13 protein-coding genes are annotated in these 12,629 nt (G+C 45.5%); 5 read left to right on the top strand and 8 right to left on the bottom strand.

Going from position 1 to position 12,629, the window contains the following annotated elements:
* Positions 1-357: 357 nt before the first annotated feature.
* Positions 358-2,298: an EAL domain-containing protein gene (locus tag Q4Q49_RS10580; RefSeq protein ID WP_311999307.1), complete on the bottom strand. Its 1,941-nt coding sequence runs from the start codon at positions 2,296-2,298 to the stop codon at positions 358-360.
* A gap of 224 nt (positions 2,299-2,522) precedes the next feature.
* Here Q4Q49_RS10580 and Q4Q49_RS10575 point away from each other — a divergent pair, with 224 nt between their 5' ends.
* The gene (locus Q4Q49_RS10575) at positions 2,523-3,281 is read left to right on the top strand and encodes a phosphatase PAP2 family protein (RefSeq protein ID WP_311999309.1); all 759 of its coding nucleotides are present in this window, start codon (positions 2,523-2,525) and stop codon (positions 3,279-3,281) included.
* A gap of 55 nt (positions 3,282-3,336) precedes the next feature.
* On the opposite strand, the gene Q4Q49_RS10570 is transcribed toward Q4Q49_RS10575, so the two are convergent.
* Positions 3,337-3,885, bottom strand: a complete 549-nt coding sequence (locus tag Q4Q49_RS10570) for a DUF2799 domain-containing protein (protein WP_113939984.1) — start codon at positions 3,883-3,885, stop codon at positions 3,337-3,339.
* Positions 3,886-4,086: 201 nt separating this feature from the next.
* On the opposite strand from Q4Q49_RS10570, the gene Q4Q49_RS10565 reads away from it, so the two are divergent.
* Both Q4Q49_RS10565 and Q4Q49_RS10560 read left to right on the top strand, forming a co-directional pair.
* A complete protein-coding gene (locus tag Q4Q49_RS10565; protein WP_311999306.1) occupies positions 4,087-4,380 on the top strand; it encodes a hypothetical protein in 294 nt (97 codons plus the stop codon).
* Positions 4,381-4,715: 335 nt separating this feature from the next.
* Positions 4,716-5,576, top strand: a complete 861-nt coding sequence (locus Q4Q49_RS10560) for a PA4780 family RIO1-like protein kinase (RefSeq protein ID WP_106649407.1) — start codon at positions 4,716-4,718, stop codon at positions 5,574-5,576.
* 721 nt (positions 5,577-6,297) lie between these two features.
* Here the strand turns inward: Q4Q49_RS10560 and Q4Q49_RS10555 are convergent.
* A complete protein-coding gene (locus tag Q4Q49_RS10555; RefSeq protein WP_106649408.1) occupies positions 6,298-6,531 on the bottom strand; it encodes a transposase in 234 nt (77 codons plus the stop codon).
* Between the two features lie 672 nt (positions 6,532-7,203).
* Between Q4Q49_RS10555 and Q4Q49_RS10550 the strand changes: the two genes are divergently transcribed.
* Together Q4Q49_RS10550 and Q4Q49_RS10545 are read left to right on the top strand one after the other, a co-directional pair.
* On the top strand, positions 7,204-7,893 hold the full coding sequence (locus Q4Q49_RS10550; protein WP_173497922.1) for an OmpA family protein: 690 nt from the start codon (positions 7,204-7,206) through the stop codon (positions 7,891-7,893).
* A 265-nt stretch (positions 7,894-8,158) separates the two neighbouring features.
* Positions 8,159-8,995 carry a molybdate ABC transporter substrate-binding protein gene (locus Q4Q49_RS10545; RefSeq protein ID WP_311999305.1) on the top strand — a complete coding sequence of 279 codons (837 nt, stop codon included), beginning with the start codon at positions 8,159-8,161 and terminating at the stop codon, positions 8,993-8,995.
* A gap of 79 nt (positions 8,996-9,074) precedes the next feature.
* Here Q4Q49_RS10545 and mgtE read toward each other — a convergent pair whose 3' ends face one another.
* From mgtE to hpf, 5 genes are all read right to left on the bottom strand, one after another.
* Positions 9,075-10,439: a magnesium transporter gene (gene mgtE, locus Q4Q49_RS10540; protein WP_105251389.1), complete on the bottom strand. Its 1,365-nt coding sequence runs from the start codon at positions 10,437-10,439 to the stop codon at positions 9,075-9,077.
* Positions 10,440-10,779: 340 nt separating this feature from the next.
* Positions 10,780-11,055, bottom strand: a complete 276-nt coding sequence (locus Q4Q49_RS10535; RefSeq protein WP_006083073.1) for an HPr family phosphocarrier protein — start codon at positions 11,053-11,055, stop codon at positions 10,780-10,782.
* Positions 11,042-11,896, bottom strand: coding sequence for an RNase adapter RapZ (rapZ, locus tag Q4Q49_RS10530; RefSeq protein WP_006083072.1), 855 nt, complete (start codon positions 11,894-11,896; stop codon positions 11,042-11,044). The genes Q4Q49_RS10535 and rapZ overlap by 14 nt, the downstream gene beginning before the upstream one ends.
* Positions 11,893-12,336, bottom strand: coding sequence for a PTS IIA-like nitrogen regulatory protein PtsN (gene ptsN, locus Q4Q49_RS10525; protein WP_006083071.1), 444 nt, complete (start codon positions 12,334-12,336; stop codon positions 11,893-11,895). Before ptsN ends, rapZ begins: the two co-directional genes overlap by 4 nt.
* 2 nt (positions 12,337-12,338) lie before the next feature.
* Positions 12,339-12,626 (bottom strand): ribosome hibernation promoting factor, encoded by a 288-nt coding sequence (hpf, locus tag Q4Q49_RS10520; protein ID WP_006083070.1) that lies wholly within the window; start codon positions 12,624-12,626, stop codon positions 12,339-12,341.
* Positions 12,627-12,629 lie beyond the last annotated feature (3 nt).

The following is a 12,629-nucleotide window of genomic DNA, read 5'->3' as shown; positions in this document are numbered from 1 at the left end:
TAGCACGCTTTTGTCCAAAAGCTTGCTGCGTAAGGCTTTTAAACCTACAGGTTACGCTAATGCCAAAAAGGTGAGGCATGGTGATTAGCGAGACGACCGTCCGCCCCATGGACGGGGTGGTCGAGCATCCAAGGACGGACTGGCTGCGAGTCGACGAGCAAATACCATGGCAAACCTATATGAGTGGATATCAGCAAACGCTAAACTGCTAACGACTAAAATTACTGGTCGCAAAAAACTAGTCTCCAACACATATGTGTCCAAATGTGAGTTATAACAGTCTGTGGAAATGACTATTCACGCAGCATTGTGAAGTCGATTTTTATTCGTAAGATAAAAAGAGCATTAAGGATGAACTTAATGCTCTTTTTTATGGATAAACTCCTGCTCAAACTCTGTTGCGGTGATGGGTTTACCGTAGAAGTAGCCTTGGCCTAAGTCGCATTCCTCGTGGCGAATAAAGGCGTCTTGTTCTAGGGTTTCCACGCCTTCGGCGATCACGGCTAAGTTCAGTTTCTTGCCTATGGCTATAATCGCTTTAGTGAGTTCCCTATCTTGTTCGTTTTCTTCTAGTTTACTGATAAAGCAGCGATCGATTTTTAAGGTATCGAAAGAGTATTTTTGTAGGTAACTTAAGGATGAATAGCCTGTACCAAAGTCATCTAAGGAGATGCGGATACCGAGTTCTTGTAGTTTTTGGATAGCATTGTGGGCAATGTGTTCATCCTGCATCAGCATGCCTTCGGTAATTTCAAGTTCTAAGGCGGTCGGTGGCAATTGATAGAGGGTGAGTAAGTCGGCTATGTGTTCGCTAAAGCGGGGATTGCGCATTTGCAAAGGGGAGATATTGATGGCGATTTTAAACTCCTGGTCTAGCTCGCGACACCATTTTGCCGCCTGAGCCAGCGCGGTATGCAATACAAAATTACCGATATCAATAATCTGGCCATTACGTTCTGCTAAGGCGATAAATCTGTCTGGGGCTACATTGCCAAGGATCGGATTGTGCCAGCGCAGCAGGGCTTCGGCGCCTATCACCTTTTGAGTCTTTAAGTTAATAAAGGGTTGGTAATGCAGACTTAATTCGTTCTTGTTCAATGCATCGACCAAGTGAGATTCCAGTTGATAGCGTAGATTCACCGCTGCTTGAGTGTCTTGATTAAAGAAGCTGTGAGTTGAGCCATCGGCTTTGCTGATCGTCATCGCAGCCCCTGCTTTTTGCAGCAAAATGGCGGCATCTATGCCATCGATGGGCGCTTGAGCGATACCTATGCTCGAGGGAATCGTGATCACAAAATCTGCCACGCCAAAGGGGGTATTACAGCAGTTAAGTACTTTATTGATGAGTTTATTGGTTTCGTTATTCGAAGGTTTATGGGCTTGAATAATCACAAACTCGGCGCCGGCAATACGGGCGATGAAGGTATTTTCATCGGCATAGTGTTGTAAACGGTGGCTGAGGATGGTGAGAATTTTATCACCAATCAGATAGCCATAACTGTCGTTAATGGATTTGAAATTGCGCAGCCCCAGATAGAGTACTGAAATCTTTTCCTTGCGATTCACTTCTTCAAGCATAGTTGAAAGGCTATTAATCAAATTGATGCGATTCGGTAATCCCGTCAGTGGATCATAGCTTTTATGGTATTCCAGTGAGGTTTCGGTGGAGGTCCGATTTTCGATTTCTTTGATGAGTTTGCTACTGAGTTCGGCGAGTTCATGGGTACGTTGTTGCACTTTTTGCTCTAACTCTTGGTTATGCAGTTGCAGTTTTGCCTGTTGATAGAGAGTGACTAGGTTGGCTTCGATACCATTTTGAAACCGAGCGAGTAAGCTGCGAAACGATTGGCTGTAATTATGCTCTTTGCTATCGAGCATGCAGATAGTGCCAAAGGCGCTGTTATCGGGCCAGCGTAAAGGTAAGCCACAGTAGGCAATCATGCCGAGTTTAATATCAGGATTTTTATCCCAGTCTTTATCTTTTAGGGCATTCGGAATGTGGAGTTCCTTGCCTTCTTTGATCACTGTTTCGCAGTAAAGTCCGTGGCCTAAACTGTCTTTATCATGTTTTTTATAGGGATTACCTTGGGTGCGGCTCGAGGTAAAGACCTCAATATCGGTTTGATGGACACGCATGATCAAAGCGGCGGGAGTGTCGACTAATTCAGAGAGCAAATCTAAGGTTTGTTGCCAGTTATCAACCATTTCTTGGGGAACAACGATTTTGTCTGTGTCGATAGCAATGTCGGCAAATAAACGATTTTTTTGAGACTGGTTAATGGCGAGGTTGTATGGCATGAATGCTCAGTCCTAGAGGCGCGATATTATTCATAAACTATAGTCTTTTTACTCATGATGTGAGTCTTTTCGATAAATTTCGTTACTGTAAAATCTCGGTTCTCTCTTAAATGCTGCGCTGTTAGATCTCTTAAGTGTTAGGTAAGAATTCAACGGTACTCTAACACTAAATGTTCTGATTTTTGGATTTATTAGTGAATAACTATCTGAAAGATAAAGTTATGATGACATTTATGGATTTTGCTAAGGGGCATTTAATTACGCCGCTTTTAGTGTTTGCAGTGATCATAGTGGGGCTTGAATGGACTCACGCTGATATGAAAGTCGCGACTTTGTTATTTCATTGGCAAGGGGGTATCGACTCTTGGCCATTGAGAGGATATTGGTTGACCGAAGATTTATTGCATGTCACTGGGCGTAATTTTGTCATCTTGCTGGCGGTGAGTGTCGTAGTCGGCATTGCCTTTAGTTTTCGAAGTGACAGGATAAAACCGTATCGCAAAGGTTTGATTTATCTATTTTGTAGCGTATTGGCGAGTGTGTTGCTGGTCCGAATTGGCAAAAGCATTACTCACATGACCTGCCCGTGGGATGTGATTGAGTTTGGCGGCCATATGATACATTCATCCTTGTTTTCTCGTTTACCTAAAAGTGCTGAGTTTGGTCAATGTTTCCCGGGTGGCCATGCCAGCGGCGGGTTTGCTTGGGTTGCCTTGTATTACGTGCTGCGTGAGTATCGCCCGCATTTAGCTAAGTTTGGATTAATCTTTGGTTTGAGTTTAGGCCTAGTATTTGGCATTGGCCAAGAGTTACGCGGCGCCCACTTCTTGAGTCATGATTTATGGAGTTTAGCCATAGCATGGACGTCCGCTAGCCTACTCTACTATGTGTTTTTTCTGCGCTCGCCTGCGTTTAGAAAGTCTAAATTGGTCGCTTTGGGTCAAATGTTCAAGGTTGCAAGTAGTGGAATACCGCAAAAATAACGAGCTGCGAAGCTAACGCCCTGAGTCCTTATTGGGTTCAGTGTTTTTTTATGGCTTAAAATCTAAATTCGAAGCGCATATCAGGTCTGCGTAGGCGAGATCTTTCATCTAACAGTTGGTTTTTTTCGTTGAGTAGGCTGTTTTTCTGTTTCAATAAGTCAGCCTTGTCGGTGAGATTATTGATCTTGCCATCAAGACTGCTTATTTCCCTCTCTATGGTATTTAAGCGATCGGCAATCTCAGTTAAACGTTTGTTGGTCAGGTATTGTTGATGGCCTTGGTTATAGCGCTCAACAAACTGGTTATTACTGCAAACCCCATAATAACTTTCTCCCGCTAAGCCTACGCGGTAGCCATTTTCTGGCACGCAGTAACTGGCTAACCCTTGCTGGTATCCTTGTTTCCACTGCGCGGTATCGACACTGAGATTAAATTCACGACAATCTTTTTGATATTGATTTAATTGCCCAGAACTTGTCCCACGGTTGCCATCGGCAAGCCCAAGGGCAAACCAATCACTATTGGCGCATTCTTCAATAGATAAGCTGCTGCATTGAGTCAGGGATAAGACTGAAAGTGCGAGGAAAATGCTGGGATAGTGCATGGATAAGTTCTCTATATGTTGTGGCGTTTAGGATAAAGGCTCTTATGGGGGAGATCTAGCTATATATACCGCCATTTATACGGTCATAGATGCGTTTTGTTGGGCAGAATCCATCACAGTTTAGCGGATGAATGCATGATAACCAGCTGATATTGTGTTAGTTTGTGGTTAACTCTTTAAATGTCTGCTTTGGTGCTCGCTATGATTTCACTCATTTCATCTGCGTATTCTGCTTCATTACCGGCAGTTAAGTCGTCTCATCAATCCCTTGATACCGCCGAGCCAAGCGGACTTAAATCCTTTACCTATGGTGCATTAGGGCTGGCGGCTCCTAAAGCTGAGGTCAGTTTTGATGGCAATGCAAGGAGTAAAATACCTGAGCCTAGTGCGGATGATGTAGATGACGTTAAGAGTTCAAACGACACTTATTACAGTGCAGGCCAAATATTGAAAGCGGTGGCGACCGTGGGCAGTGTGATTGCCTTGTTTGTTTGAGTTAAGTTCCTGCACCAATTTAGCTATGGGTATTATTTCAACTGGCTTGGATTGGCATATTTGCCGTGGAATATGGCTTATCGTTTTGAGTCTGGTTTTATTGGGGTGAGCATAAAAGAATATTCTTTTAGTTAAAGCGGTATTTTCAGTCTCTTTCTTTGCCAACGCGCTGAGTAAATCTGGTATTGTGTTTAACACGCAAGTGCATTAGTTTTTACTTAAAATTCGTTTAATAATCCTAAACTATATTCATCAAACTTCCGCTGGAGACCGCTTTTGTATGAAGATTTGCCCGCAGTATTCCATATCATGCCTAAGTAAGGTATAAGGGCGCTATGAAAACTCCGAAACGAATCCAACCCCTGGTTGATGAAGGACTGGTCGATGAGGTCATTAGCCAGTTAATGAGCGGTAAAGAAGCGACTGTGTACGTTGTACGCAGTGGTGATGATATCCGCTGTGCCAAAGTCTATAAAGAAGCGGACAAGCGCAGTTTTAAGCAAGCTGTGTTATATCAAGAAGGCCGAAAAGTCCGTAACAGTCGTCGTGCGCGCGCGATGGAAAAAGGGTCTAAATTTGGCCGCGATCAGCAGGAAGAAGCTTGGCAAAATGCTGAAGTTGAAGCACTTTACCGTTTAGCGAATGCGGGTGTGCGCGTGCCAACGCCCTATGGCTGTTTTGATGGCGTGTTGCTGATGGAGTTAGTGACGGATGCTGATGGACATGTGGCGCCGAGATTAAACGATGTCAGTATGTCGGCCGAAAAAGCCTTGAAGGATCATGCGTTGGTGATGACCTATGTCAAACGTATGCTCTGTGCGGGGTTAGTGCACGGTGACTTGTCTGAGTTTAACGTGTTAGTTGACAGTGAAGGGCCAGTGATTATCGACTTACCTCAAGCCGTTGATGCCGCTGCGAATAACCATGCCAAATGGATGTTAGCGCGTGATGTGAATAACATGACTCAATACTATGGTTTGTATGCTCCTGAGCTGTTAAAAACACAATACGCCAAAGAAATTTGGGCCTTGTTTGAAGCCGGTGAATTGAAGCCTGAAACGCCATTAACGGGTGAGTTTACCGAAGTGCTGGTCGAAGCCGATGTTAGTGCGGTCTTGGAAGAAATCCAAGCAGCCTTTGAAGAGGCACAAGAGCGTAAGCAGCGGATCCAAGAGGCAAACGAAGAAGACTATTAATCGTCAGTCGTTGTTTTTCACCCATAAAAAAGACGCTCAAAGTAGCGTCTTTTTTATGCTAAAAATTAAGTGAATTATTATTTTTATTGTTGATTTTATTATTGTTATTTAATTTTTTGCGTTAGCCAATCCTTGGCTTAATCCCCTATGGAAGCTGGGGCCATCCTTGTTGCTACAAACAAGCTAGCAATCATCGAACAGTGTAATAAAAGGACAAGAGCTGAGAGAGAAATATGTTCATGACTTGGGGGAGCACAATTCACATATTTAATCTTTGGGGAAGATAACTCCCTCAATCCTTGCCGAAACCTTGGTCACTCTTCAGTCAATCTATGTAATACCAATCACGGCCTTCCTTGGCGCACTACACTTATTGCAGTGCTGGATCATCATTGATCCTGTGAATAAAATGACAAGGCCAGAGAGAGAAATATGTTCATGACTTGGGGGAGCACAATTCACATATTTGATCTTGGGGGAGATAACTCCCTCCCCAGTCTTGCCGAAACTTTTGCATTGTCTCTGTTCGTTTTGTTTGTTGGTTTTAATACTCTTTCCCAATCTTCGCTGGGTTCATCAATTTGGACGACAAGGCCGGACTAAAAAGGGCGCTGTTATTATTGTTGTTAGCACATCTTTTACATCGTTAGCGTTATCAGCAGGGCGATATGCAATCTCGTCCGGCCTTGTCTATTCGGGCACGTTTAGCTTGTTGTACAGGCTAACCTATCGTGCGTAGCTCTTGATTGAGCTGTTTAATTTTTTTCTGTAGCTGGGCAATCTCACTCATTAATGCGCATTCTCTTTGCTGGGGTTGCAGATCGCTTTCTCGCACCCATTGGTAGACTGCCTTGGCAGATAAACCGTATTGGCGTGCAACATCCGACAGTAAGCGACCTTGTACTTTAACCTCGGTGATAACATGTAGCTTGAGACTATTTTCTGCGATTCCCATGAGCGTTCCCTCTTTTACTGCCTTCGAACCAAAATATGACCGTTTGCGTTGCCTTTTATTGATGATAGTGACGCTGTTCTAAATCCCACTGGCTCAGACCTAGATGGCGCAGACAAATCCATTCGTGGCGACATAGTGCGATAAAGTTCATGACCTTTTTCATACTTCCTCCTTCATGACCCTAAATACTCGAGCCCATTTTCTGTCTCGATAGGTCCATTTAATTTGGATTAATCCTGTTGAAGTCGACTCTAGTTTTCGGCGATGTTTACCGCGTCTGACTGTCTACTCACTTAGTAGTATGTAAAATTCGTGCCAATATTCTAATTTTTATTTTAACCTTTTAAATCATTGAATTGCGCCTTCGATTAAAACGGCGTTATTTTTTAGTGCTGCCAATAAAGGTGCAAGGTGCACTATTTCGGTGCCATAGACTTGATATTAAATTGGCTGGTACAAGCCATGATTGAAACCCGAAATCTGTATCTTTGCTGACTAAAATCTGGATTAGCATAATTGAAGATGGATAAAGGATTGTCTCCAGCGCAATTGCTTATATACTGCCTGCTTTGTGGCAATCCCTAGGTCATTCGTATTACCTAATGGACGTGATATTTCTTGCCCTTTTGAGCGGTATTCACAGTCATCAATCATATAAAGAGGTTATAAATGATGAAGTGTTTTCAGGCAGTGCAATCTAAACCATCCCTGTTAGCCATAGTGGTATTGACGACCGCGCTAGTTGCATCGGGTTGTACAACAATCAATCCCTATTCAAACGAAGAACAAACCGCTAAAGCGACCAGTGGCGCGTTGATTGGTGCCGTCGCGGGTGCCGCAATTGGGGTGGTATCTTCGAGCAAGAGCGACCGCGGTAAAGGTGCCTTAATTGGTGCTGCATCGGGCGCTGCAGTCGGTGGTGGTATTGGTTATTACATGGATGTGCAAGAGACCAAATTACGCCAACAATTAGCCTCAACGGGCGTAAGTGTGACCCGTAACGGCGATAACATCATTTTGAATATGCCTAATGAAGTGACCTTCGGCGTAGATCAAACCGAGTTAAGTGACGGTGCTAAACGCGTGCTGAATTCAGTGGCGGTTGTGGCCAAGGAATACAGCAAAACGCAGCTCAATATATTAGGTTATACCGACAGCAGTGGTTCAGACTCTTACAATTTACGTCTGTCACAGGTCCGGGCTAGCGAAGTGGGTAATTACTTGATGAATAAAGGTGTTGCCTCTGCCCGTGTAAAATCAAAAGGTATGGGTGAAGCGAGTCCTATTGCATCAAATGCCAATGCAAATGGCCGAGCACAAAACCGCCGCGTTGAGATCGTACTAATACCAACAGGTAAATAGTCTGGTCTAAGCGCAAAGTTCTCGCTGAAAAAGTCGCCTGGGGCGACTTTTTTGTTTTCAGTGGTGGGCTAATTGAGTGATTAGCTTGCCGTGCTTCAATTAGACAATTTGTCCTTTATGAAGCGCACCTTGAGTGACCTGCACCACAAACATATCACTGCTAATGACCTTGGGATGACTTCAGCTTGATCCCTTTATCGATCTCACGTTCTGTATGGGAATAAGTCACAAGAATGACTTTTAGTGCCTAAAGGAGAATATGACTATGATAAGCAAAAATGTGTTAGTAGCCTTGAGTTTAAGTCCTGTCATCATGGTGACTGCTGTACAAGGAGTGCCGATGAAAGCCGAAGTGACCACAGGAGTCGCGCCGATAGAACTGCGCGCCGCAGGCAGTTTAAAGGCTGCGATGAGTGATATTATTGCTGCTTATCAAGCACAGTCGCAAATGAGTGTTGTAGCGCAATATGCGCCCTCAGGTTTATTGTTAAAACGTATTCAAGAGGGCGAGAAAGTCGATATCTTTGCCTCGGCGAATATGAAACATCCACAGGCATTAGTGGATTCGGGTCAGGGCGAAGCGGTGCAAATGTTTGCCCGTAATCAACTCTGCGCTGTTGCTCAAGACACAGTTCAGGTGACGAGTTCGACGTTACTCGATACCTTGTTAGATCCTAAGATTAAAGTCGGCACCTCAACCCCGAAAGCCGATCCCGCGGGTGATTATGCCTGGGCCGTTTTTGCTAAGGCCGAAGCGGTAAAACCCAATGCGAAAGCCGCGTTAGAGACCAAGGCATTACAACTGACGGGCGGCCCTGAGAGCGTTAAACCGCCTAAAGATCGCAACCCCTATGGCTGGGTGATGGAAAACAAGCAAGCGGATATCTTTTTAACCTATTGCACTAATGCTGTGCTGGCTAAAAAAGAAGTGCCGAGTTTACAAATCATCGATTTACCGCAGGAACTTGCCGTGGGTGCCGACTATGGTTTACTGGTTTTACAAGGCGCTAATACTGCCGCTAAGCCGTTAGCTGAGTTTATTCTATCGACAAAAGGTCAAGCGATTCTGAGCAGTTATGGTTTTCAACCTCCGGTAAAATAGCCTTTTTTAGTTTTCCTGCGGGATAAAAAACGGCACCTTTGAGGTGCCGTTTTTGTTATTAGCTCAAACTGTTAAAGCGTTAGTTCATCAGGTAGAGCGTCGCTAATCCGAGGAAGGCGAACAGGCCAACCACGTCAGTGACTGTGGTTAACACCATACCGCCAGCGAGGGCAGGATCGATTTTAAGTCTTTTTAAAATCAATGGAATACTCGCACCAGCAAGCCCAGCTACTGTCATGTTGATCAGCATGGCGCTACCAATTAATCCCGCCAGTGCCATATCATCCTTCCATAGCCACACGGCGACAAAGACTAAAATCGACCACATCAAACCATTGAGAAAACCAATCGATAGCTCTTTACCGATAAGCCAGCGAGCGTTGCTTTGGCCGATATGGCCTAAAGCAATACCGCGGATCACGAGCGCTAAGGTCTGATTACCGGCAACACCGCCCATGCTAGGGACAATCGTCATTAGGATGGCGATAGTGGCAAATTGCTCAATAGTGCCTTCAAACATATTGCTGACCGACGAGGCGAGCAGGGCGGCGAATAAGTTAATCGTGAGCCAGAGCGAGCGACGTAGGGTACTTTTTAGTACAGGACCAAAGGTATCTTCATCTCCGTCCATCCCCGCCATACCCATCATGGAATGTTCAGCATCTTCGCGGATAACATCGACTACGTCATCGATTGTGATACGCCCGAGCAGCTTACCATCACTGTCGACGACAGGTGCCGATACCCAGTCATTGCGTTCGAATTTCTGCGCGACTTCGCTGTCGGACATGCTCACAGGAATACTTTGAATATTGGGATCCATGATATTGCGAATTGTGGTGCTTGGCGCGCAAGTCAGCAGATCTGCCAGCCTAACACCGCCAAGGACTTTGTCCTGTTTGTCGACCACATATAAGGTATCTGTGGTGTCGGGTAGGTTGCCCCTTTGCCGAAGATAGCGCAGCACCACATCGATATTCACATCGGGTCTTAAGGTGACTGTATCTGTGTTCATCAAGCTGCCGGCGGTCTCATCTGGATAAGATAGGGCTTGTTCTACCCTCAAGCGATTTTGCTCCGTCATCGACTGCAACACCTGTTTGTAAACGGCGTCGGGTAGGCTACGCAGAATATAGGCGAGATCGTCGGTGTCCATGCTTGCTGTCGCTTTCGCGACTCGCTCAGGGCTCATGCTGCGGATCAGCGGGTCTTTGAGTTCTTCACTCAACTCATCGAGTATGTCGCCTATTTGTTCCTGATCGATGAGCTGCCACAATACTTGTCTGGCACTTGGCGGTGAGGATTCTAAGATCAGCGCGATATCGGAGGCGGCCATTTTTTGCAGCATGTTACGCACGTGCACAAACATGCCACTGCTAAGCGCTTGGTTTAACTGGTCTAGACTATGTCCGGTGTGATCGTTTTCTGAATTATCTACGGGCATTTGTCCTCCATAGTTGTCCGCCACTGTGCGGCAAATTAGTTCGAGAGTGCGCTGCTTGGCGCAGGGCTGAGACTTAGCGGTGACTTCGCGATAACTATGCTTCAGTCACAGATAGAGCGCTCTGGCATAGGTCATGCGTTTTACGCATAGATTAAGGCGGCTAAGACTAAGGTGAGTCAGCGGTAATGCTCGCTAGTGTAATCGCCTATGGTTCGTGTCGTCGAGCGACAAATGTGTCGCCAAGCTTTTGAAACGAGATGTGAACTGCACAAATACGCAGTGCTAAGTGTGATGTGTACTAATCTGAGTGCCTGTGTGGAACACTGAGTATGAAATGAAACTAACAGGCTTCGTCAAACTTAGCGTCGATTAAGGCACAAATGGCATCGAGTGCGGGCTCAGCATCTGGGCCTTCGGCGATAAGTTTAATGGTTTTACCCATGCCAGTCTCAAGCATCAATAAGCCGAGCACGCTGGCGGCGGATGCCTGTTTATCGCCTTGTATTAAGGTGATGGTCGCATCAAACTCGGATGCCAGTACCACCAACTTAGTGGCGGCACGGGCATGTAATCCCAGTTTGTTACAGATGGTGATCTGACGTTCAAGCTTTGGCATTATTCAGCTCTCGATGGCGGGCATAAACTTTATGTTTACCGTTACTAAAGCGTTTAGCCAATTGCTCTGCGACGTAAACCGATCTGTGTTGCCCACCCGTGCAGCCAATCGCCACAGTTAAATAACTGCGATTGTTGCGCTCGAGATGTGGCAGCCAAGTTTCCAGTAAATTTTCGATTTGCCAGATGAACTTATTCACGAGTGGTTGACGATTTAAGAACTCAGCCACGGGCTCATCTAAGCCTGTCAATGGACGCAGCGCCAGTTCCCAGTGTGGGTTAGGCAGGAAGCGCACATCGAACATAAAGTCGGCTTCGGTTGGCATACCGTGCTTAAAGCCAAAGGACTCGAAGTTGATCACTAACTCTTTATCGACGCTGCCGAGCAGAATTTGTCTGACTTGGTCGCTTAAATCATAGATATTCAGGTTCGACGTATCTATGTAATGATCGACCAGTTTTGACATAGGCTCGAGCAGCTTCCCTTCCAGTTTTATCGCTTCTTGCAAAGAGACTTGGCTCTTCGACAAAGGGTGCAAACGGCGGGTCTCGCTGTAACGCTTGAGCAGAATTTTATCGCTGGAATTGAGGAAGAAGCTGGTTAACTCAGTATCAGGAGGCAGGCTCGCCAGTTGCTTCACTAAGACCTTGTCCTGCTCAGGCATGTTACGCACGTCGACACTGATGGCGACGAGATCGTTACTGCCTTTGAGTTGCTCAAGCAAAGTGCCGATTAAGGGCAAGGGAAGGTTATCGACACAATAATAGCCGAGATCTTCGAGTACCCTTAGGGCGACAGATTTGCCTGAGCCTGAGCGGCCCGACACTATGACCAGTTTCATCCAGTGATTACCTGATAGAGTTCCGTTTCATCATGCGTCTTGCGTAATTGCTTTAATATTTGCTTGTCGCTCAGCTTTTCGGCCATGCAAGACAAGGTACTTAAGTGCTGCTGACATTGGTCTGCAGGCACCAGTAGTGCAAATAAAATATCAACAGGTTGCTTATCGATAGCATCGAATGCTATCGGCTCTTCACACTTAATGAGTATGGCAATGGGCTGATCTATATCGGCTAGTCGACCATGTGGAATGGCGATGCCGTTACCTATACCTGTGCTCCCCATCTTTTCGCGCGCCACTAGGCTTTCGAATATCTCTTGAGATGAGAGGGTCGGGTACTGGGCAGCGACTAAGTCGCTGATGAGTTCCAGTACCTTTTTCTTGCTGCCCGGAGTGGCGCAGGTAGTGCACTCCGGCCGCAGTATGGTACAAAGTTCCATTATTAGTGTTTTGTTAACTTCTCTTTGTGTTTAATAACCTGACGATCAAGCTTGTCAATCAGGGCGTCTATAGCGGCATACATGTCAGCATGCTCTGAAGTAGCAAAAACTTCACCACCGATAAGATTTATTCTCGCTTCGGCAATCTGTTGCATTTTCTCGACATTGAGCACAACGTGCACATTATTGATCTGTTCGAAATGGCGTTCAAGTTTTGAAAACTTTTCTTCTACATATGCGCGTAACGATTCGGTAATTTCGACATGGTGTCCACTCAGGTTTATTTGCATAGA

This window comes from Shewanella sp. SP1S1-7 (assembly GCF_031932105.1).
GTDB classification, from domain to species: domain Bacteria; phylum Pseudomonadota; class Gammaproteobacteria; order Enterobacterales; family Shewanellaceae; genus Shewanella; species Shewanella baltica.
This window is presented reverse-complemented; position numbering and strand designations above follow the sequence as displayed.